The 23,297-nt window shown below is 45.8% G+C and carries 17 protein-coding genes; 10 read left to right on the forward strand and 7 right to left on the reverse strand.

The window, feature by feature from the left end:
• Positions 1–193: 193 nt before the first annotated feature.
• On the reverse strand, positions 194–2,395 hold the full coding sequence (priA, locus tag AB6C75_RS04415) for a primosomal protein N' (RefSeq protein ID WP_372107046.1): 2,202 nt from the start codon (positions 2,393–2,395) through the stop codon (positions 194–196).
• Positions 2,396–2,727: 332 nt separating this feature from the next.
• Between priA and rpmE the strand changes: the two genes are divergently transcribed.
• Entirely contained in the window at positions 2,728–2,946 is a 219-nt protein-coding gene (gene rpmE, locus AB6C75_RS04420) for a 50S ribosomal protein L31 (protein ID WP_004729688.1), read from the forward strand.
• A gap of 332 nt (positions 2,947–3,278) precedes the next feature.
• Positions 3,279–4,577: a malic enzyme-like NAD(P)-binding protein gene (locus AB6C75_RS04425; protein WP_372107048.1), complete on the forward strand. Its 1,299-nt coding sequence runs from the start codon at positions 3,279–3,281 to the stop codon at positions 4,575–4,577.
• 192 nt (positions 4,578–4,769) lie between these two features.
• Here AB6C75_RS04425 and metJ read toward each other — a convergent pair whose 3' ends face one another.
• Complete coding sequence (metJ, locus tag AB6C75_RS04430; protein ID WP_004729686.1) at positions 4,770–5,090, reverse strand: met regulon transcriptional regulator MetJ; 321 nt, start codon at positions 5,088–5,090, stop codon at positions 4,770–4,772.
• 208 nt (positions 5,091–5,298) lie between these two features.
• Between metJ and AB6C75_RS04435 the strand changes: the two genes are divergently transcribed.
• The 3 genes from AB6C75_RS04435 (at position 5,299) to metF (ending at position 10,133) form a co-directional block, all read left to right on the forward strand.
• The gene (locus AB6C75_RS04435) at positions 5,299–6,480 is read left to right on the forward strand and encodes an O-succinylhomoserine (thiol)-lyase (protein WP_102500990.1); all 1,182 of its coding nucleotides are present in this window, start codon (positions 5,299–5,301) and stop codon (positions 6,478–6,480) included.
• A gap of 2 nt (positions 6,481–6,482) precedes the next feature.
• Positions 6,483–8,894 (forward strand): bifunctional aspartate kinase/homoserine dehydrogenase II, encoded by a 2,412-nt coding sequence (locus AB6C75_RS04440; RefSeq protein ID WP_372107051.1) that lies wholly within the window; start codon positions 6,483–6,485, stop codon positions 8,892–8,894.
• Positions 8,895–9,233: 339 nt separating this feature from the next.
• Positions 9,234–10,133, forward strand: a complete 900-nt coding sequence (gene metF / locus AB6C75_RS04445; protein ID WP_009848888.1) for a methylenetetrahydrofolate reductase — start codon at positions 9,234–9,236, stop codon at positions 10,131–10,133.
• Positions 10,134–10,263: 130 nt separating this feature from the next.
• Here metF and AB6C75_RS04450 read toward each other — a convergent pair whose 3' ends face one another.
• The 3 genes from AB6C75_RS04450 to argE form a co-directional block, all read right to left on the reverse strand.
• On the reverse strand, positions 10,264–10,803 hold the full coding sequence (locus AB6C75_RS04450; protein WP_009848889.1) for a PadR family transcriptional regulator: 540 nt from the start codon (positions 10,801–10,803) through the stop codon (positions 10,264–10,266).
• A gap of 347 nt (positions 10,804–11,150) precedes the next feature.
• Positions 11,151–13,787: a phosphoenolpyruvate carboxylase gene (gene ppc / locus AB6C75_RS04455; RefSeq protein WP_017096539.1), complete on the reverse strand. Its 2,637-nt coding sequence runs from the start codon at positions 13,785–13,787 to the stop codon at positions 11,151–11,153.
• A 251-nt stretch (positions 13,788–14,038) separates the two neighbouring features.
• Positions 14,039–15,175 (reverse strand): acetylornithine deacetylase, encoded by a 1,137-nt coding sequence (gene argE / locus AB6C75_RS04460; protein ID WP_372107054.1) that lies wholly within the window; start codon positions 15,173–15,175, stop codon positions 14,039–14,041.
• 153 nt (positions 15,176–15,328) lie between these two features.
• Between argE and argC the strand changes: the two genes are divergently transcribed.
• From argC to argH, 4 genes are all read left to right on the forward strand, one after another.
• Positions 15,329–16,333, forward strand: a complete 1,005-nt coding sequence (argC, locus tag AB6C75_RS04465; RefSeq protein ID WP_017099991.1) for an N-acetyl-gamma-glutamyl-phosphate reductase — start codon at positions 15,329–15,331, stop codon at positions 16,331–16,333.
• A 12-nt stretch (positions 16,334–16,345) separates the two neighbouring features.
• Positions 16,346–17,134, forward strand: coding sequence for an acetylglutamate kinase (gene argB, locus AB6C75_RS04470; RefSeq protein ID WP_017061138.1), 789 nt, complete (start codon positions 16,346–16,348; stop codon positions 17,132–17,134).
• 113 nt (positions 17,135–17,247) lie between these two features.
• Positions 17,248–18,459, forward strand: a complete 1,212-nt coding sequence (locus tag AB6C75_RS04475) for an argininosuccinate synthase (protein ID WP_065676555.1) — start codon at positions 17,248–17,250, stop codon at positions 18,457–18,459.
• Positions 18,460–18,806: 347 nt separating this feature from the next.
• Positions 18,807–20,681: an argininosuccinate lyase gene (argH, locus tag AB6C75_RS04480; protein WP_009848895.1), complete on the forward strand. Its 1,875-nt coding sequence runs from the start codon at positions 18,807–18,809 to the stop codon at positions 20,679–20,681.
• A gap of 254 nt (positions 20,682–20,935) precedes the next feature.
• Here argH and AB6C75_RS04485 read toward each other — a convergent pair whose 3' ends face one another.
• A complete protein-coding gene (locus tag AB6C75_RS04485) occupies positions 20,936–21,184 on the reverse strand; it encodes a DUF3624 domain-containing protein (protein WP_269335890.1) in 249 nt (82 codons plus the stop codon).
• 87 nt (positions 21,185–21,271) lie between these two features.
• On the opposite strand from AB6C75_RS04485, the gene AB6C75_RS04490 reads away from it, so the two are divergent.
• Complete coding sequence (locus AB6C75_RS04490) at positions 21,272–21,619, forward strand: RidA family protein (RefSeq protein ID WP_004729674.1); 348 nt, start codon at positions 21,272–21,274, stop codon at positions 21,617–21,619.
• Positions 21,620–21,814: 195 nt separating this feature from the next.
• Here the strand turns inward: AB6C75_RS04490 and AB6C75_RS04495 are convergent, their stop codons facing one another.
• Positions 21,815–23,281 carry a dihydrolipoyl dehydrogenase gene (locus AB6C75_RS04495; protein ID WP_372107058.1) on the reverse strand — a complete coding sequence of 489 codons (1,467 nt, stop codon included), beginning with the start codon at positions 23,279–23,281 and terminating at the stop codon, positions 21,815–21,817.
• Between the last annotated feature and the right edge of the window lie 16 nt (positions 23,282–23,297).

Below are 23,297 nucleotides of genomic sequence, written 5' to 3' on the forward strand. Positions count from 1 at the left end.
ATGAATAATAAATGTAATCGAATAGATATTGTGAAAGTGTTGCTAACACTTTTTTTATTGCAATATTTTATTCGTTTCACCCATGTAAAGTTACGGCTAGATTAACAAAAATCACATGACTAGTGTGAAGTTGCTCACGAGAAATATGAAATATTTGTGAACAAACTTATCATTAGTTTTAACCCAAGTGGGTTTAGCTCAGATCTTGCGGCTCAATATCGAGTGACCAACGGACTTTTTTCGCAGCGGGTAACATATTGATTGCTGGCTTGGCGCTCATTAATAGCTTTTGCATCAACGAGCGAGTCTGTGTTTGTAAAATAAGCTGCCAGCGCGATTTACCTGCTCGTTTGGCTAGTGGTGCAGGGGTTGGTCCTAGCACCATGCAATATTGGTCAAATAACGGATGCGATTCCAATGTGTGGCGCACTTGACGCAAAAACTCTTCCACTAAGCGAGTGTCATTGGCTTCCGCTCTAAACAAAGTCATGAAGGTATAAGGTGGCAACATCGCTTGTTTACGCTCTGCCAATGCAGTTTGAGCAAAGTGGTTGTAGTTTTTGTGCAGTAATGCCTGTAATAAGCCGTGTTCTGGATGGTGAGTTTGTAAGATAACTTCCCCCGGCTTACTGGCTCGTCCTGCTCGACCGGCGACTTGAGTAAACAGTTGAGCCAACCGTTCAGAGGCGCGGAAGTCACTACTATATAAAGAGGCGTCAACATCCAATAACGCCACAAGTGTCACGTCAGGAAAGTGGTGACCTTTAGCAAGCATCTGTGTACCGATAAGAATTTGGTATTCACCTTTACGAATCGACTCGAGCGCACTTTCTAAGCTGCCTTTGCGGCGGGTGCTGTCTCGGTCAATACGAATGGTTTTGTATTCAGGGAATAGCTGACCAAGTTGAGCCTCTAACTGTTCGGTACCTACACCCACCGTCACTAAGTTCGCTGAACCACAGCCTTGGCAATTGTGCACGATATGCTGTTGCGAACCACAATGGTGGCAGCGCATTTCATTACTGTATTGGTGATAGGTGTAGTAGGCATCACAACGCTTACATTCGGCTGTCCAACCACAATCGTGACACATCAATGCGGGAGAGAACCCACGACGGTTGAGAAACAACATCACTTGGTTGCCTGCTTTGAGGTGTCTTTGCATTTCAGCAATCAACGACGCAGACAAGCCACTTTCTAGATATTCACCCTTCACATCCAACACCTTATTGGTGGTCGGCAGTGCGACACCCGCGCGTGAGGTCAGGGTGAGGTAACTGTATTTACCGATCTGTGCGTTGTGCAGCGTCTCAAAGGCCGGAGTCGCCGAGCCTAACACAACCGGGATCTGTGCTTTATGAGCACGCATGATCGCTACATCACGAGCGTGGTAGCGTAGGCTATCTTGCTGCTTATAAGAGGCGTCGTGCTCTTCATCGACAATGATAATTCCCAGATCCGCGAAGGGAGTGAACAGAGCCGAGCGCGTACCAATCACAATGCCCGCTATTTTGTCTCGCGCTGATAACCAAGCATTCAGTCGTTCAGAATCGTTTAATCCAGAATGAATCACCTCAACAGGCACATTAAAACGACGCTTAAAGCGATTAATCGTTTGTGGAGTGAGGCCTATTTCCGGTACCAAGACTAACGCTTGTTTACCTTGGTCGAGAATCGGCTTGATCATATTCAGGTAGACTTCGGTCTTACCTGAGCCGGTAACCCCCTCTAGCAAGAAGCAACTAAAATCGGTTTGGCTATTTACTGTCGCAATCGCGATCGCTTGTTCAGCATTGAGCTTCGGCTTGTCTTGTTCGTTTTCAAGTTCCACTGGCCACGGTTGGCGCTTTGGCTTTTTCTCTACCGACTCAATCCAACCTTTCTCTTCCAACGTCTTAAGCACCGCGCTCCCGACTTCCTCATCAATGAATTCTTGATGAGGAACAGGGCCGTGCTCAAGCATGTGCATCACTTTGGCTTGCTTAACCGCACGACCAAATCCTTGCATCAGTTGATCTTTGCCTGACGGGGTCAATTGCCACTCGACAAGCGTTGCGAAGTCGGCCGCTTTGCCTTTTCGTAAAGCGCTTGGAAGAGCATTAGCCAAGGTTTCACCCAGTGGATACTGATAGAAATGGCTGCACCATACCAAGAGTGAGTAGACCGATTCTGGCCAAACGGGTTGGTTGTCTAATAAGGCTTTAATAGGCTTGAGCTTGTCTAGATCGAATTCAGATTCGTTAACCAGAGCTGTAACAATACCAGTTAAGGTTTGTCGTCCAAAAGGCACAGATACTCGTCCACCAATAATCGGGAATAGGTGGTTAGGAATCTTGTAATCGAACTGCTTGTCTAGTGGAACAGGCAGTGCCACGCGGGCAATCATTGGACGCATAAAGGGACAGCTTTATCTGAGTTGACGAGAGCGAACAGTCTAATGGATAAGGGCGTTAAATTCGAGGAGCAGTTTGGATGAGAGTATCGAGTTAACGCAGGAAGATAACGAGAGCCCGAAATCTTAGGCCGACAAAGGAAATAAAAGAGGCTATTGGTGAAAAATGTATCAAATCAGTTGATCCTGCCTTATAGATTCATTACTATACTGCGCCTTAAAGGTATGGCTTTATCGCAGTTTAGTGATGCAGCGGTGTCTTTATTTTATTTTTTAACTACGTGTGGTGTACGGCTTAGAATCGTATAGCGACACGGCCTACTTGAGGTTATCCCATGAAAACTGGTATCCACCCAGAATACAAAGCAGTTTCTGCAACTTGTTCTTGCGGCAACACATTTGAGTTCAACTCAACGCTTGCAAAAGAATCTATCCACCTAGACGTATGTGACAAATGTCACCCATTCTACACTGGTAAGCAACGTATCGTAGATACTGGCGGCCGTGTTGATCGCTTCAACAAGCGTTTCGGTGCTCTTTCTAGCAAGAAGTAATTCTCGCTATTTAGACATAAAAAGGACACTTCGGTGTCCTTTTTTGTTGCCTGAAATTTAAGAAAACGCTGAATCTTATTCAGCCATCAACTTCTCGAAAACGACAGGCAACCCGCTTGAGTTTTGTTTCATAACTTACCCCCCACACTCCATTCTTGAAATCCGCTCGAAAGTTCAACAAGCGACAGTAATTTCAACTGCTCACTGGTCTTATTAGTAGTGAAATCTCGTTTTTTAATGAGACAGAGGCTTTAACCACCTAGGAACTTTGAAGTACATCTATTAACATGAACAAGATCCCCCAAATAATAATATCCTAGGAACCTACACCTATGTCTGAAGACAGCCGCCAAGATCAATCCTCTCAAGCGTTATCGCCTCAAGAACAATTCCGTCAGCAAGCTCTTGATTACCATGAGTTCCCAATTCCAGGCAAAATTGCCGTAGAACTGACGAAGCCTGCAAACTCTGCAGAAGACTTAGCACTTGCATACAGCCCAGGCGTGGCTGAGCCTGTTCGCGAGATCGCACAGAACGTTGATAACGTTTATAAGTACACAGGTAAAGGCAACATGGTTGCAGTTATCTCTAACGGTACAGCGATTCTTGGCCTAGGTAACCTTGGCCCTATTGCTTCTAAACCTGTTATGGAAGGTAAAGCGCTACTGTTTAAGCGTTTTGCTGGTTTAGATTCTATCGATATTGAAGTGAAACACCGCACAATCGATGAGTTCGTTGATACGGTTGCGAATATCGCAGATACATTCGGCGGTATTAACCTAGAAGACATCAAAGCACCTGACTGTTTTGAGATTGAGCGTCGCCTGATTGAGCGTTGTGATGTCCCTGTTTTCCACGATGACCAACACGGTACAGCGATTGTAACGGCTGCAGGTATGCTGAACGCGATTGAGCTTCAAGGTAAGAAGCTTGAAGAGTGTAAGATCGTTTGCTTGGGTGCTGGCGCAGCGGCGGTTGCTTGTATGGAACTGCTGATTAAGTGTGGCGCTCAGCGTGAGAAGATCTACATGCTTGACCGTAAAGGTGTGATCCACACTCGTCGTGAAGACTTGAATGAATACAAAGCGCTATTCGCAAATAATACGGACAAGCGCACGCTTGAAGATGTTATTGAAGGCGCTGACCTGTTCTTGGGCGTATCGGGTCCTAACCTGCTACCAGCTAAAGCACTCACGCTGATGGCTGATAAGCCTGTTGTGTTTGCATGTTCAAACCCAGATCCAGAGATCAAGCCAGCGCTTGCTCATGAAGTTCGTTCTGACCTTATCATGGGTACAGGCCGTAGCGATTACCCGAACCAAGTAAACAACGTACTTTGTTTCCCATTCATTTTCCGTGGTGCGCTTGATGTGCGTGCGAGCGAAATCAATGATGAGATGAAGCTGGCTGCGGTTAAAGCGATTCGTGAACTAGCGAAAGAAGAAGTTCCGGCTGAAGTACTCGCTGCTGCAGGTGAGACTGCACTGGAGTTTGGTAAAGGCTACATCATTCCTAAGCCAATGGACCCACGTCTACTTCCTCGCGTAGCAAAAGCGGTTGCAGTAGCGGCCGTTGAATCTGGCGTAGCTCGTATTGAGATGCCAGCTAACTATATGGCTTTAATGCCTTAATAATTTAATAGCTTAATAGCTTAATAGCTGTTGCTCTATTGAGCAAAAAAGAATAATAAAAAACCGACTCATAGGAGTCGGTTTTTTTTATGTCTATCATTCACAGAGCAGCTACCGATAACGTAGTGGGTGATGTGACAAATAAGGTTCAGCTATAGCGAATCAATATTGAAGGCAGTGACTGAGTTGTTTTTATTCTTCGTCAAACGCTTCGAATTCGATACCCATCTCTGTCATCAGCTTTTTCACTTCAGTCGGGATGTCGTCTGGACGGTCTTTACGGAGATCTTCATCCGTTGGCAGTGGTTGGCCTGTGTACGCATGTAGAAAGGCTTCGCACAGTAGCTCACTGTTTGTTGCATGGCGTAGGTTATTAATCTGGCGGCGAGTGCGCTCGTCAGTAAGAACCTTTAACACTTTTAGAGGGATAGAAACTGTAATTTTTTTTACTTGTTCGCTTTTCTTTCCATGCTCAGCATATGGGCTTATGTATTCACCATTCCAGTCGGCCATTGCGTACCTTCATCACTTTAGTTGTTAGAATAAATTAATAGTGGTGATTTTAGCGGGATTTACTGCCATAAGCAAAGACATATAGACGTCCAGAAGTGTTGACGTCTCACATTTATGAAAGTAAAGTGAATAACATATATCTAACACAGCCGCAGAATGCCGACAAGCCGCTGTGATTCTCAGACGCAAAACTTGTAAGGAAGCACCTATGAGCAGCCGGAAGCCAGCAACAATCGCAGTACGTACTGGTATCGAGTCAGACACGCAACACCATGCCGTTGTCCCACCCATTTATCTTTCGACTAACTATGGGTTTCCCGCTTTTGGTGAAGTGCCAAAGTACGATTACACCCGTTCTGGTAACCCAAACCGTGGTTTATTAGAAACGGCATTGTTTGAGCTTGAGTCTGGCAAAGGTGCTGTGGTGACTAACTGCGGCACTTCGGCACTTAACTTGTGGGTATCCGCTTTCTTAGGCGGTGATGATCTTATTATCGCACCACACGACTGCTACGGTGGTACTTACCGCCTGTTTAATACCCGCTCGTTAAAAGGTGACTTCAAAGTCTTGTTCGTTGATCAATCGGATCAAGCAGCGTTGGATACGGCGATCGCGCTCAAGCCAAAGTTGATCTTAATCGAAACGCCATCGAACCCGTTGGTTCGTGTGGTTGATATTGCAGAGACTTGCCGTAAAGCGAAAGAGGTTGGTGCTCTGGTTGCTGTCGATAACACGTTTTTGACGCCTGTGTTCCAAAAGCCTTTAGAGCTGGGTGCTGATTTTGTTATCCACTCAACCACCAAATACATCAACGGACACTCGGATGTTATTGGTGGCGTTGTGGTCACTAAAACTGAAGAGCACGCTGAAGAGCTAGCATGGTGGGGCAACTGTATTGGTGCGACCGGCACACCATTTGATAGTTACATGACTCTACGTGGTATTCGTACGCTAGGTGCGCGTATGCGTGTTCACGAAGAGAGCTCACGTGAAATTCTGACGGCGCTGCAACAACAAGATCTGGTGGGCACTATTTACCACCCAAGCCTTCCTGAACACCCTGGTCATGAGATCGCGAAGAAACAGCAGTTGGGCTTTGGTTCCATGTTGAGCTTTGAGTTTGCGGGCTCTTTTGAAGCACTTAAATATTTTGTAGATAAGTTAGAGTTATTTTCTTTGGCTGAATCACTGGGTGGTGTTGAAAGCCTGATTTGTCACCCTGCGTCTATGACTCACCGTGCGATGGGCGAAGAAGCATTGGCAGAAGCGGGTGTTTCTCAACAATTACTGCGCCTTTCTGTTGGCCTTGAAGATGCGGAAGACCTAATCGACGATCTCAAGCAAGCGTTTGAAAAAACACAACGCTTTATTGCTGAAGGGGAGGTTTAATAATGGCAACCTTTCGCCAGCTACATAAATTTGGTGGCAGCAGTTTAGCGAACCCTGAGTGTTACCAACGCGTGGTCAACATTCTTAGAGAATATTCATCAGCGACGGACTTGGTGGTGGTATCGGCCGCAGGCAAAACAACCAACCGCTTAATTGAGTTTGTTGAAGCGCTCGACAAAGATGGTCGTATTGCTCATGAATGCCTGCAAACCCTTCGTCAGTTTCAACTTGAACTGATTGAGGCTCTGCTTGAAGGTGAAGCCGCCTCGCAACTAACGGCAACCATCCAACAAGAATTTACCGCTTTGGGTGAGCTAACGGCTCCCTTGAGTGAAGCACAAAAAGCACAAGTACTGGGTCATGGTGAGGTTTGGTCTTCACGTTTGTTGGCGACGTTGTTATGCCAGCATGACTTACAAGCAGTTGCTCAAGATGCGCGTGCCTTTTTACGTGCAGAAGCGGGTGCTCAACCCGAAGTGGATCGCGCGCGTTCTTATCCTCTGATTAAAGAAGTTTTGGCTCAGCATACGCATTGCCGAGTGGTGATTACGGGCTTTATGGCTCAGAACTGCGAAGGCGAAACGGTACTGCTAGGTCGTAACGGCTCGGATTACTCAGCAACTGTGATTGGCGCCTTGGCTGAAGTTGAACGTGTGACGATTTGGAGTGACGTGGCGGGCGTATACAGCGCTGACCCTCGTTTGGTTTCGGATGCGTGTTTACTGCCTCTGCTTCGCCTTGATGAAGCGAGTGAACTCGCTCGTCTGGCGGCTCCAGTGCTCCATAGCCGAACGCTACAGCCTGTGGCTCAAAGTGCTATGGATCTCAGCTTGCGCTGCAGCTACCAGCCGGAGGCTGGCTCTACACAGATAGAGCGTGTACTGGCATCGGGTCGTGGCGCAAAAATCATTACCTCTCTGGATGAAGTTCTGATCGTGCAGCTGACTTTTGGTCACGGTCATGATTTTGACCGTCTAGAAAGTGAAGTACTGGAAGGGCTTAAGCGCGCTCAACTTGAGCCGCTTGCTTATGAGCTTGAACCCGATCAGCACTGTTTGCGCCTTGCTTATACAGAAGAGATCGCTGGTGGCGCTTTAGAATATCTACAAGATCACGCGATTGAAGCGGAAATTAAGCTCAAAGAAGGTTTCTCTCTAATTGCAGCAGTGGGTGCTGGTGTGACTAAGAACCCGAACCATTGCTACGGTTTCTACCAGCAGCTTAAGAGCTCGCCGGTTGAGTTCATTTCAGAAGCGAACTCTGGCTTAAGCTTGGTGGCTGTGATTCGTAAGAGTGAAACATCAAGCCTAGTGAAAGGCATTCACTCTCAACTGTTCCAAGCGCAAAAGCGTGTTGCGATTGCCTTGTGTGGTAAGGGCAACATTGGTTCAAGTTGGTTAAGCTTGTTTGCTGAACAAAAGGCTGAACTTGAAAAGCGCCGTGGGATGAACTTTGAATTGGTTGCGGTTGTTGATAGCCAAACTTATTGGTTCGACGATCAAGGCATTGATGCGACTTCAGTTGGTAAACGCTTTGATGACGAAGCGATTGCCAACAATGGTAACGACTGGTTAGAGCGTTTGGGTTCTATTCAGGGTTACGATGAAGCTGTAGTACTCGATGTCACCGCAAGCCCTCTGCTTGCAGCAAAGTACCTGCAAATTGCACAACAAGGTATCCACCTGATCTCAGCTAACAAGGTGGCAGGCTCTGCATCAAGCGAGTATTACCATCAGGTACAAGATGCTTTCGCTAAGATCAGCCGTCATTGGCTGTACAATGCGACAGTGGGTGCCGGCTTACCGATTAACCACACGGTACGTGACCTGCGCGAAAGCGGTGACGATATTATTGCTCTGTCAGGTATATTCTCGGGCACTCTATCTTGGTTATTCCAACAGTTTGATGGCACGGTGTCATTCAGCGAGTTGGTTGATTTAGCGTGGCAACAAGGCCTGACGGAACCGGATCCTCGTGCTGACCTCGATGGCTCTGACGTGATGCGTAAGCTAGTGATTCTGGCGCGTGAATCGGGTTTAGATATTGAGCCTAAAAACGTCAAAGTAGAATCATTGGTACCTGAAGAATTACAAGATCTGTCAGTGGATGACTTCTTTGATAAAGCTTCTGTACTGAGTGAAGAGTTGGCCGAGCGTTTAGAGAAAGCGCAGTCTCAACAGAAGGTTCTTCGTTACGTAGCGCGTTTAGAGAAGAATGGTAAGGCAACGGTAGGCGTTGAAGCGTTATCTAAAGAACACGCTCTGGCGAACTTACTGCCTTGCGACAACATCTTTGCGATTGAGAGCAAATGGTACAAAGATAATCCATTGGTTATTCGTGGCCCAGGTGCTGGTCGTGAAGTGACAGCTGGTGCAATTCAGTCTGATTTAAACAGAATGTCTAGCCTGTTTTAATACTTAGAGCGGTTGGTTTAATACTTAGAGCGATTGGCTTAATAGTCAGATCAATTGCTTTAATACTCAGATTAATTGTTTAAATGCGTAAATAGCATACTATCCACTAAGATAAATAAGGCTGAAAGCACGATGTGTTTTCAGCCTTTTTTCTACATTATTTCTTCTTTGCGACCCACCTATCGGCTTGAGCTTTTCTCACTATCTACTTGAAAAAAATTCATAATGGATCTGTTGACATTAAATCGTATTCAATTCATTCTGGAGACATATAGACGTCTAAACGTCGCTAGGGATTTGAGATTATTTAGTGGTTGCTTTTGCCACAGGGAGAGTAAGATGGGATACACACACGCAAGTCATATCGACGCTTTAAATCAGAATATTGCAGAGCTTTCTGACAACATCAATGTGTCATTTGAATTTTTCCCACCAAGCAGTGAGAAGATGGAAGAGACCCTGTGGAATTCTGTTCACCGTCTTAAAACACTTCAACCTAAATTTGTATCAGTAACCTATGGTGCAAACTCGGGTGAGCGTGATCGTACCCACTCAATCATTAAAGAAATTAAGAACCAAACAGGCTTAGTTGCTGCACCACACTTAACGTGTATTGATGCTAGCCGCGAAGAGCTGATTCAAATTGCCGACGATTACTGGGCAAATGGCATTGAAAGTATTGTTGCGTTGCGCGGTGATATTCCAGCAGGCGGTGGTGCGCCAGATATGTATGCGTCTGATTTAGTCGAGCTGCTTAAATCTCGTCACGACTTTGATATATCAGTAGCGGCATTCCCTGAGGTTCACCCTGAAGCAAAAAGCGCTCAATCTGATCTTATTAACCTAAAGCGTAAAGTGGATGCGGGTGCAAACCGTGCAATCACTCAGTTCTTCTTCGATGTCGAAAGCTACTTACGTTTTCGTGACCGTTGTGTGGCGGCTGGCGTTGACGTAGAGATTGTGCCGGGTATCTTGCCGGTTTCTAACTTCAAGCAAGCGTCTCGTTTTGCTGCGATGAATAACGTAAAAGTACCAGGTTGGATGGCGAAGCAGTTCGAAGGCTTGGATGATGATCCAACAACTCGTCAGTTAGTCGGTGCTAGCCAAGCGATCGATATGGTTCGTACGCTAAGCCGTGAAGGTGTGAAAGATTTCCACTTTTACACGCTAAACCGTGCAGAAATGACTTATGCACTTTGCCATACGCTAGGTGTTCGCCCACAGGTTGCTGCGCTGTAAGTAAAGCCCAAGCGCTTGTAAAAGCTTCTGGTAGTAACATTTCAAATCCTATAGATACTAAAAAGGCTTGGACTCTAAGAGTTCAAGCCTTTTACTTTTCTAGTTTCTAGTTTCTAGTTTCTAGCTTAACTTAAGCAAGAGCGCCAAGTTCAAGCAGTACTTCGTCAGCCCATACAATCCATGCTTCACGGATCAGTAGGTTACGACGAAGCGTTAGACGCTCTAGGCGTGCTTGCTTGTCTAGTGTAGATGGCGTTGCGTAGTAAGCCGCTTCGATTTCTTTGTAGTGAGAAACCAGTTTGCGAGACTCTTCTACTAGTTCAGCAAGTTGTACACGGTACGCATCAGAAGGTTGTACAGCACAAGCGATTAACTTAGCTGAGAACTCGTCACGAACGGTTGGGTGTGCAGTTGGTTGTTCAAACCATTCACCTAGCGCGCCACGGCCAGCATCGGTGATAGAGTAAACTTTACGATCAGGTTTGCCTTCTTGAGGCTCAAGTACGCAAGTTACCTGGTCGTTCTGAGCCATTTTATTTAGCTCGCGGTAAACTTGTTGGTGGCTAGCTTTCCAGAAGTAACCAATGCTTGCGGAGAATTCTTTTGTGATATCGTAACCAGTAGCATCGCGTGTACTTAAAACGGTTAAAATTACGTGTGGTAATGACATGTCTGAAATCCAAATGGTAAACAGTAAACAAATACTTGAACAACAAGTGTGCTTCTATGGCACGTTATATTGGTTATGTTCAAGTAGCACCAACTCAATCGTTGGTTATGTCACCTTACAAAGCCGTTTATCACCTAGGTTGACCAGTTTATTGGTCGAGTGCCGCAGATTATTATTTTGGAGTGTTTCTGCAGCGGAGCAGTAGTATATCTAAATAATAAGCATAAAGTAGAATACATGGGCAAAATAACCCAAAAAACTGACAAAATACTCAATAGTGGTAATTTGGCAAAATAAAAAGGCCGCCAATGGCGACCTTTTGTTTGTTTTGTAGATGGAATCACTAATTAACCAGTGTTTCGCATACCTGCTGCAATACCTGCAATCGTCACCATTAGCGCTTCTTCTAGCTCTGCTGGTGGTGTTTCACACTTACGAGTACGGTAAAGCAGTTCCGCTTGAAGCATGTTTAGTGGCTCAACATAGATGTTACGCAGACGAATTGACTCAAGTCCCCAAGGGTCGCTTTGCATCAAGTTCTCGTTATTTTCTACATTTAGCACCGCTTTGATGTCTTTTTGCAGCTGTTCACGCAGTAACTCACCCAGAGGTAATAGCTCTTCGTCAACAAGTCGCTGGTCGTAGTACTTAGCGATTTCCATGTTGCACTTCGAGTACACCATTTCCAACATACCTAGACGAGTCGAGAAGAATGGCCATTCACGACACATCTCTTCAAGTAGCGCTTGATGGCCTTGATCGACAGAGTATTGAATCGCTTCACCAGCGCCTAACCATGCAGGAAGTACCAAACGGTTTTGGCTCCATGAGAAGATCCATGGAATCGCACGTAAGCTTTCTACGCCGCCGTTCGGGTTACGTTTCGCAGGACGAGAACCAAGAGGTAATTTGCCTAACTCTAGCTCTGGCGTCGCTTGGCGGAAGTAAGGAACAAACTTCTCTTCACCACGAACGACGTTGCGGTAAGCTTCGCAAGATACTTCAGACAGCACTTCCATTAGGTCGCGCCATTCTTGTTTTGGCTCTGGTGGTGGCAGAAGGTTCGCTTCTAGAATCGCACTTGCGTATAGGTTGAAGCTATTAACTGCAACATCTGGCAAGCCAAGTTTAAAGCGAATCATTTCGCCTTGTTCAGTTACACGTAAGCCGCCTTTCAAGCTTTTAGGTGGCTGAGAAAGAAGAGCTGCGTGCGCTGGCGCACCACCACGACCAACCGTACCACCACGACCGTGGAATAGAGTCAGTTCAATGCCTTCTTCTTCACAAGCCTTAACTAGCTTGTCCATTGCATCGTATTGCGCCCAGCCTGCAGACATTACACCGGCATCTTTAGCTGAGTCAGAATATCCGATCATCACCATTTGGTGGTTCTGGATAAAGCCACGGTATAAATCGATACTCATTAGCTGTTTCATTACGGCTTCTGAGTTGTTCAAGTCGTCTAGCGTTTCGAACAATGGACATACGTCCATGCGGTACGGGCAACCACATTCTTGTAGAAGCAAATGTACAGCCAATACATCCGAGGCAGTACGAGCCATAGAGATCACGTAAGCACCAAAGGCTTCACGAGGTTGAGCAGCAACGACCTTACAGGTGTCTAAAACCTCTTTGACCTGCTCAGATGGCTCCCAGTCGCGTGGTAACAGTGGGCGCTTTGAGCTTAGTTCATTGGTTAAGAAAGCAACCTTATCTTGCTCGCTCCATTGGTCGTAATCACCAATGCCTAGGTAGCGAGTCAATTCAGATAGCACATCTGAGTGACGAGTACTTTCTTGACGAACATCGAGACGAACCAAATGCACGCCGAATGCTTTTAGGCGGCGCAGGGTATCAAGTAGAGAACCGTCCGCGATTACGCCCATGCCACATTCGTGCAGTGATTGGTAACATGCGTAAAGTGGTGTCCAAAGTTGGTCTATGTTCTGTAGAGTTTCTTTCTTCGGTACTTCTGCGTCGTGCAGTTTTGCATCAAGCACTTCTAGCGTGTTGTTGAGCAGAGTACGTAGGCTCTTCAGGATTGCACGGTAAGCTTCGTGCTCATCGCCAGCCAATTCACGAACGGCATCATTACACTTGGTCATCGACAGTTCGGTAATCAACTCGTTCACGTCACCTAGGTATAGATCAGCGGCTTTCCAGCGAGATAGACGCAGTACTTCTTTAGTGATGGTGTGCGTTACGAATGGGTTACCATCGCGGTCACCACCCATCCAAGATGAGAAATGAACAGGGCGCGCATCAATTGGCAGGCCTTCACCAAGGTAACCTTTTAATCGACCATCCATTTCACGTAGGAAATCAGGCACAGCTTCCCAAAGTGAGTTTTCGACAACCGCAAAGCCCCACTTAGCTTCATCAAGTGGCGTTGGGCGCTGCTGACGAATCACATCAGAGTGCCAACCTTGAGCAATAAGTTGCTCTAGGCGGCGTTCTGTCTTGGCACGCTCTTTGTGTGATAGGTCGCTTAATTCTAATTTAGACAGACACTCGTTGATCTTAACCAGCTTGTTGATCATGGTGCGACGAGTGATTTCTGTTGGGTGTGCAGTCAGAACGAGTTCAATGTTCAGGTCGCGAACGGCTTGAGCTGCGTCTAGCTTGCTGATGTCATTCTGATTTAATTTGGAAAATAGAGATTGCAGCACATCTGGTTCACAAACATGCTCCTCACAGTGGCGAGAGATCGTATGGTATTGCTCTGCCATGTTGGTGAGGTTGAGAAATTGGTTAAATGCACGAGCAACAGGAGTGAGTTGTTCGTTCGGCAGGTTTTTGATTTCTTCAACTAGGCTGTCACGGTCAGCTTTGTTGCCTGCGCGGGCGGATTTGGAAAGTTTACGGATAGTCTCCACTTTCTCTAAGATAACGTCACCATGTGCATCTTGGATTGTGTTACCTAGCAAGCGTCCCAGCATGCTTACGTTACTCTTGAGAGCGGCGTATTTCTCGTTCATTGTCATCCTGCCTCGTAAAAAAATTACATCCATTGTTCCTTGTTAAGTACACAATCTAGCGAAAAGTGCTGTATCTAGTCAAATAAAGCATTCTAAGTTTGCAATTATTAGGTTTAAAAATGCGGGAGAAGTAAATTTTTCAAAACTTAGGGAAAAAGTGAAATTTAATTACAAGATCGGGCTGTGTCAGGGATAACAGAATAAAAGCCACCTTTTCGGGGGGCTTTTATACGAAAATATCGGAAGGAAAGTAATAACTAGAAACAATATTTATGGATCGATTTACTCAGAACATCAATTGTAGGGTCAATAAAATCGAAGCTTAAGAACTCATCCGGTTGGTGAGCTTGGTCGATTGAGCCTGGGCCTAAAACTAGGGTTGGACATAGCTCCTGAAGAAAAGGTGCTTCAGTACAATAGTTCACAGTTTGAGATTCGGTTTCACACACCGATTCCATGCCACCGATAAATGGATGATCGTGCTGACACTCGTAACCCGGAATCGGCTCATGCAGGGGAGTAATCTCAATCCTGCCCGGCCATTTTGCTTCTACTTCCTTGAGCGCGCTGCGCAGCATGTTATCCAAACCATCTAAGCTGATGCCCGGTAAAGGACGAACGTCATAGTGCAGTTCACAACAACCACAGATTCGGTTAGCGCTATCTCCTCCGTGAATATGCCCAAGATTTAGAGTAGGGCTTGGAATCGCGAAACCCGGGTGATGGTACTCTTTGACTAACTTGTCACGCAGCTGCATTAAAGCAAACAGCACTTCATACATGATCTCGATGGCGTTAACGCCTAATGCAGGATCAGAAGAGTGACCTGATTTACCCGTTACTCGCACAGCATTAGCGACGTGACCTTTATGACCGCGAATAGGCACTAGGCTGGTCGGCTCACCAATAATGCAGTAGTCCGGTTTAAACGGCGCATTTTCAGTGAAATGACGTGCACCTAGCATAGTGGTTTCTTCGTCACACGTTGCTAAAACATAAAGTGGCTTGGTTTGCTTGCTCCAATCCATTTTCTTCGCAGCTTCATAAACGAAGGCAAAAAAGCCTTTCATATCGGCGGTGCCTAATCCGTAGAAGCGGTTGTTGTGTTCTGTCAATGCATGAGGGTCGAAGTTCCAACGTCCTTCATCGAATGGCACGGTATCGCTGTGTCCTGCAAGCAATAAGCCCCCTTCGCCAGAACCCATCTTTGCGACCATATTATGCTTGCCGGGTTCGACTTCCACGACCTCAACGCTAAAGCCTACGTCTTTAAACCATTGAGCCATTTTTTCGATCACTTTCTCGTTGCCATGATCCCAGCTTGGATCGGTTGAGCTAATGGAGTCGGTGGAAATTAGGCCTTTATAGACCTCAAGGAAACTCGGTAATTGCATAATATCTTCACTTCTACTATTGACAGGAAAACCATAAGTCGGTAAAACACATATTAAATCATATTTAATGCATAAGAAATCAAATATAGCTAAAAATTAAGTATGAATAGTCAAATTCGAAATATAACTTACCTCAAGAATGGATGTGTTGAGATGTTGAAAACCACGATCATTGGTGCAAGCGGCTATACAGGAGCAGAACTGGCTCTAATGATAAACAGACACCCTGAGCTCACGCTATCAGGTTTATATGTCTCAGCCAATAGTGTAGATGCGGGCAAACCTATCGCTGCACTGCACGGTAAGTTAGCTGGCCTGATTGATATGCCAGTGCAGCCATTAACGAATCCAGAAGAAGTAGCTAAGCAGTCGGATGTGATTTTCCTAGCCACTGCACACGAGGTAAGTCACGACCTAGCGCCAATCTTCCTTGAGAACGATTGCCAAGTGTTCGACCTATCGGGTGCATTCAGAGTTAAAGGCGAAAACTTCTATCAAGAGTTTTACGGTTTTGAACATCAACACGAACAATGGCTAGACAAAGCGGCTTACGGTTTAGCTGAATGGAACGAACAAGAAATAAAAGAAGCTCAGCTTGTTGCAGTCGCGGGTTGTTACCCAACTGCATCACAACTGGCGATTAAGCCTTTAGTTGAAGCAAAGTTACTGGATGAGAACCAATGGCCAGTGATTAACGCGACTAGTGGCGTTACTGGAGCCGGTCGTAAGGCGACTATGGTCAACAGCTTCTGCGAAGTAAGCCTGCAAGCTTATGGCGTATTCAACCACCGTCATCAACCTGAAATGGCGGCACACCTAGGATGTGATGTGATTTTCACTCCGCACCTAGGCAACTTTAAGCGCGGTATTTTGGCGACCATCACCATGAAATTGGCTGACGGCGTGACAGAGCAACAGATACAAGATGCCTTTGAGCAAGCTTACCAAGGTAAACCTGCGGTGAGATTACTCGAAGAGACATTGCCAAGAATTCAAGATGTAGAGCAGACGCCTTTCTGCGACTTAGGTTGGAAGGTTCAAGGTCAGCACATCATCGTTGTTTCAGCGATTGATAACTTATTAAAGGGTGCATCTAGCCAAGCGATGCAGTGTTTGAATTTACGTTATGGTTTTGCGCCATTAACTGCGTTAGTGTAAGGAAATCTAGATATGAGCCTTAATAATCAACCATTAATCATAAAGTTAGGTGGCGCTGCGCTATCTTGTGGTGAAACACTTAGCAAGTTATTTGGTGCTATCTCTGCTTACCAACAACAGGCACAACGACCAATCGTGATTGTTCACGGCGGCGGTTACCTTGTTGATGATTTGATGAATAAGTTGAACCTCGAAACCGTTAAGAAAGAAGGGCTACGTGTTACTCCTTATGACCAGATCCCTGTGATCGCTGGTGCACTAGCAGGCACGGCCAACAAACTACTTCAAGGTCAGGCGATTAAAGACGGTATCAATGCCGTTGGTTTGAGCCTTGCAGACGGTGGTTTATGCAAAGTGAGTGAACTGAACCCTGAACTGGGCGCGGTAGGAAAAGCGGAGCCGGGCGACTCAACCGTTCTGCAAGCGATTCTTAATGCGGGCGCACTGCCAATCATCAGCTCAATTGGTCTAACTGAACAAGGCCAACTGATGAACGTCAATGCCGACCAAGCTGCGGTTGCCGTTGCAGGCGCGCTTGATGCTGAACTGGTACTGCTTTCTGATGTAAGTGGTGTGTTGGATGGCAAAGGCCACCTCATTCCAAGCCTTAATCAACAACAAGCTGATGACCTTATTACAGGCAAAGTGATTACCGACGGCATGATCGTTAAGGTTCAAGCCGCACTAGAAGCCGCTAACGACCTTGGTCGACCAATCGAAGTTGCCACTTGGCGATACCCAGAAAAGCTAACACAACTGTTTTCAGGTAAAAGCATAGGAACACAGTTTTTACCTCAGTAGGTCTCACAACGAGTCACTACTTAAAGAATTTAGACAAATTAAATAAACATATAATTATGAAGTCATTTCCAACGCTGACCGCCATGTGCAGTATGGAAACTAGGAGAAAGAAAATGAGCAAAGTTAACGTAAAGAAAGTTGTAGTAGCCTACTCTGGCGGTCTAGACACATCAGTAATCATTCCATGGTTGAAAGAGAACTATGACTGTGAAGTGGTTGCGTTTGTTGCGGATGTTGGTCAAGGCGACGAAGAGTTGATTGGTATCGAAGAGAAAGCAAAAGCGTCTGGTGCATCTGAGTGTTACATCGCAGACCTTAAAGAAGAGATGGTTGCTGACTACATCTACCCAACGTTGAAAACGGGCGCTTACTACGAAGGTAAATACCTACTAGGTACTTCAATGGCTCGTCCAATCATTGCGAAAGCACAGGTTGAAATCGCACGTAAAGTAGGTGCAGACGCACTGTGTCACGGTTGTACTGGCAAGGGTAACGACCAAGTTCGTTTTGAAGGCGCATTTGCTGCACTCGCACCAGATCTACATGTAATTGCACCATGGCGTGAATGGGATCTAGTGAGCCGTGAAGAGTGTCTAGATTACCTAGCTGAGCGTAACATCCCTTGTACGGCTTCTCTTACTAAGATTTACTCGCGTGATGCAAACGCATGGCACATCTCAACAGAAGGCGGCGTTCTAGAAAACACATGGAATGCACCTAACGAAGATTGCTGGGCTTGGACTGTAGACCCTGAGCAAGCGCCAAACGAATCTGAAACAGTGACACTTAAAGTTGAAAAAGGCGAAGTGGTTGCGGTTGATGGCGAAACAATGACGCCATACAACGCACTGGTTTACTTAAACGAGAAGGGTGCTAAGCACGGTGTTGGTCGTATCGATATCGTAGAGAACCGTCTTGTTGGCATGAAGTCACGTGGTTGTTACGAAACTCCGGGTGGCACAATCATGATGGAAGCACTGCGTGCAGTAGAGCAACTGGTTCTTGATAAAGCGGCATTCGAATTCCGTGAAGAGCTAGGTGTTAAGGCTTCTCACCTTGTATACGATGGTCGTTGGTTCACTCCACTATGTAAGTCAATTCTTGCTGCGACAGAAGAGCTAGCACAAGACGTGAATGGTGAAGTGGTTATCAAACTTTACAAAGGCCATGCAACGGTGACTCAGAAGCGTTCTGACAACAGCCTGTACTCAGAAGAGTTTGCAACCTTTGGTGAAGATGAAGTTTACGACCAAAGCCACGCTGAAGGCTTCATCCGTCTTTACTCGCTATCAAGCCGTATCCGTGCTCTGAATAGCCAAAAGTAATCCGAACAATGAGTTAGTGAGCTAGCCTTTAGCGAAAGGTTGAAGGCCAGTAAACAGACATTATTATGCAAAGCCCATTCACTATTGATTAGTGAGTGGGCTTTTTACTTTCTATTTGCCGAATAAATCAGCTTCGGTTTTTCCTATCGGATGGCATATAATTCGCGCTCCACGCTAAAAATAATCAATGGATTGAATTATTGATGAATAAATATGTGAAAATAATGAATTAATACTTTATTTTCATTTTGAATTGCCGTAAGTTTAAACCATCAGAAAAATACTGAATTTTAATCAGAATTATCATTTGCAAAAACAGTGAGCACTGTGCAATTAGGAGATACACAATGGCATTATGGGGCGGTAGATTTACCCAAGCAGCAGACACCCGGTTTAAAGATTTTAACGATTCTCTTCGTTTTGATTACCGATTGGCTGAGCAAGACATTGTGGGCTCAATTGCCTGGTCTAAAGCTCTACTGTCGGTCAACGTATTAACCGAAGAAGAGCAACAGAAGCTTGAGTTAGCGTTGAATGAGCTAAAACTTGAGGTGATGGAAGATCCTGAACAGATTCTACGTTCTGATGCAGAAGATATTCACAGCTGGGTCGAGCAACAACTTATCGGCAAAGTCGGTGACTTGGGCAAAAAACTTCACACTGGCCGTTCTCGTAATGACCAAGTGGCCACAGACCTTAAACTATGGTGTCGTCAGCAAGGTAACCAACTGCTACTTGCATTGGATCGCCTACAAAGCCAAATGGTGAACGTTGCTTCTCAGCATCAAGAAACCGTACTTCCTGGCTACACTCACTTACAACGTGCTCAGCCGGTAACTTTTGCTCACTGGTGCTTGGCTTACGTTGAAATGCTTGAGCGTGATTATTCTCGTTTGAATGATGCGATTAAGCGTCTAGATACATGTCCGCTGGGTTCTGGTGCCCTTGCTGGAACTGCTTATCCGATGGACCGTGAAGAGTTAGCTCACAACTTAGGTTTCCATCGTGCAACGCGTAACTCTCTAGATTCAGTTTCTGACCGTGACCATGTGATGGAGCTGATGTCGATTGCATCTATCTCAATGCTTCACCTTTCACGTCTTGCAGAAGATATGATTTTCTACAACTCAGGTGAATCAAACTTCATCGAGTTAGCCGATACAGTGACGTCAGGTTCATCTCTGATGCCACAAAAGAAAAACCCGGATGCACTAGAACTTATCCGTGGCAAAACTGGCCGTGTATACGGTTCATTAGCCGCAATGATGATGACAGTGAAAGCTCTGCCTTTGGCGTACAACAAAGACATGCAAGAAGATAAAGAAGGTCTGTTCGACGCTTTAGATACTTGGAATGATTGTATGGAAATGGCTGCTCTTTGTTTTGATGGCATTAAAGTGAACGGCGAACGTACACTTGAAGCAGCGAAGCAAGGTTATGCGAACTCAACAGAATTGGCTGATTACTTAGTAGCGAAAGGCATTCCTTTCCGTGAAGCTCACCATATTGTTGGTGTAACAGTCGTCGCAGCGATTGCTAAAGGCTGCGCATTAGAAGAGTTAACCATCGCAGAGATGAAAGAGTTCTCTGAGGTGATTGAAGAGGATGTGTATGACATCCTGACCATTGAGTCGTGTCTTGAAAAACGTAGTGCGCTAGGCGGTGTATCACCACAACAAGTGGCTTACGCGGTTGACCAAGCAGAGAAGCGTTTATCACAGCGTGATACTTCTATCGTTAAGGTTCGTTCTGCTCGTCTGACCGATATTGAAGCGTTGGAAGGCATGGTGGCCTACTGGGCGAATATGGGTGAAAACCTGCCTCGTTCTCGTAATGAACTGGTGCGTGATATTGGTTCGTTTGCCGTCGCAGAGCATCATGGTGAGGTGACAGGTTGTGCATCACTCTATGTGTATGACTCTGGTTTAGCGGAAATTCGTTCGTTAGGTGTTGAAGCTGGTTGGCAAGGCCAAGGGCAGGGCACCGCTATTGTGCAGCACTTGGTTGATAAAGCGCGACAAATGGCCATTAAGAAGGTGTTTGTGCTGACTCGTACCCCAGAGTTCTTTATGAAGCATGACTTTTTACCAACATCGAAATCTTTGCTACCTGAGAAGGTACTGAAAGATTGTGATCAGTGTCCTCGCCAACATGCATGTGATGAAGTGGCGTTGGAAGTGAACTTGGTTGAACAGATTATCGCAAAGGTGAATGTTGCATAAGGCATTGATTTTATGGCACCTAAAAAAAAGATCAAAAATCTGATCTTTTTTGGGAACAAACTAAGAAAAGTCCGGTCTATTAAAGTACCACTGCTTTTTCTTAGAATTTTCTAAGAAAGCCCTAGAATCGATTGGTTCTGGGGCTTTTTTCTATCTGCTGTTTGGGAAGTGAAGATAGGTCGTTAAATCGAAGCACTATCGGGTCATTGAATCGAACATCTAGCCATTATCGTTTATCTAATAAAGTCTCTCTGCTAACGCTTTTTGTTCCTTAAAGGCAGCACGACAAATTTCATTATCCAATGCAACGACAGCAAGCCGCTGAATACGAAAGCGGCCATCATCAAAGCGATGGCATTGATGGTTTTTGGGTCTTCTTTGAAAAACACCCACCATGCTCCCCAACTTAAAATCGACAACACCATCAGCTGATTCATGCAGCGCTGGCAGCGGCCGAGTTTGTTACGGATTTTTTCACTTTTATTGCAATGAATGCATGTCATCTTGGGTTTGATTCGCGTTATGCTTGTTGCCTTGATAATAACACGTCACAAGATATTGGATCACGGTGACACAGAGAGAGAAAGTCGATGATTGAGCGCCAAGAAACCAAACAACGCATGAGCCGTATTGTTAAACACAACGGCACTATCTACCTATGTGGCCAGGTGTGTGCTGATGCAACTAAAGACATCACAGAACAAACACAAACGATGCTAGATAAAGTGGAAGCCCTACTTGAGCAAGCGGGCAGCGATAAAGAGCACATGCTGTCAGCAACGATTTACTTGAAAGACATGAAAGACTTCCAAGAAATGAACGCAGTATGGGATGCATGGGTTCCTGAAGGTCACGCTCCAGCTCGCGCATGTGTAACGGGTGATATGGCTCGTGAAGCGCTACTTGTTGAGATCTCTGTGATTGCTGCTGAGAAGTAATTGCTTAAAGCTTTTAGTGACGCAATGGCTTCAAGAGATCCCAGACACCTCGTCCCTTGGTTATGGAATGACGAGTTTAACTTTGATTAGCTGATGCGTTTAGCCAAAACAAAAAGGAAAGCCACTGGCTTTCCTTTTTAGTATCTAGTCTTTGTTAACAAATTAAACTGCTAACTGCCTAGCAATATTCTGCGATTAACAACCAGGACCACAATCTAGACAGTGTTTCACCATCTCTGGACCTAGGTGCAGTTTCGCATTGAGGTCACGTAGCGCTGTTCGCACACCTTCTTCAATCACTGGGTGGTAGAACGGCATATCCAGCATTTCAGAAACCGTCATCTTGTTTTGGTGTGCCCAAGCTAATAGGTGAGCCAAGTGTTCTGCGTTTGGTCCCATCATTTCAGCACCAAGGAAGCGGCCTGTACCTTGCTCGCCGTAAACGTGCAGAATACCTTTGTTGCGTAGCATCACTCGTGAACGACCTTGGTTCTCGAAAGACACTTCACCTGTTGCGAAACAACCACATGTACCTAAGCGTGTGGTGATCTCTTTGTAAGTTTCACCAACCATCGCGATTTGTGGATCAGAGAATACCGCAGAGATTTTAGAGCGGCGTAGGCCTGCACGAATCTCAGGGAAGCGACCTGCATTATCACCCGCAATACGTGCTTGGTCTGCTGCTTCATGCAGTAGAGGCAGTTGGTTGCTCGCATCACCAGCAATAAATACTGATGGCAGCGATGTTTGTAGCGTGTAGTGGTCTGCAACTGGCACACCACGTTCATCAAGTTCTAGAGAGGTATTCTCTAGGCCAAGCTTATCAGTGTTTGGACGACGACCTGTTGCTGCAAGTACATATTCAACGACGTTAGTTTCTAGTTCATCTTCTTTATTGATGAACTGGATTTCGACGCGAGCTTCACCCGATTCTGTGGTAATGCGTTTCATGCTTTCGATTTTCACGTCGGCATCTAGGTAGAACTCTTCATTGAAGGCTTTGTCTGCGTAAGCCATGATCTCTGGGTCGGTTACCGGGCCTACTTGACCACCTAAACCGAACAGTTTTGTTTTTACACCCAAGCGGTGCAGTGACTGACCAAGCTCTAGGCCAATAACGCCCGGGCCAAATACTGCCACTGATTCTGGTAAATCATCCCAGCTGAATACGTCATCATTAATGATTAGACGGTCGCCAAGTTCATTCCAAACTGCAGGGTAGGCAGGGCGAGAACCTGTTGCGATAACAATACGCTTAGCCGTCACAACTGTGTGGTCATCGATTTGTAGCGTGTTGTCATCTAAGAACTTTGCGTAGCCAGAGATCTTGTCTTGCTCTGGAATTTCATCAACACCTTCTAAAACAAAACCAACAAAACGGTCACGTTCAAACTTCACTCGGTCCATCACTTCACGGCCGTTGATCGCGATATCACCTTGTGGGTGAACGCCAAAAGCCGGAGCTTTCTCGATGTGATGTACACTTTCTGCAGCTGCAATAAGCAGTTTAGATGGCATACAACCAACACGAGCACAGGTTGTACCGTAAGGGCCGCCTTCAATCATCACAACACTGTCAGTGTGTGCTTTTGCAGCGCGGTAAGAACCTAAACCTGCCGTACCGCCCCCGATAACTGCTACATCTACATTGACTTGTTTCATAATAATTTTCTCGCAA

The sequence above is a fragment of the Vibrio sp. 10N.237.312.B06 genome, assembly GCF_041464685.1.
Lineage (GTDB): Bacteria > Pseudomonadota > Gammaproteobacteria > Enterobacterales > Vibrionaceae > Vibrio > Vibrio tasmaniensis_A.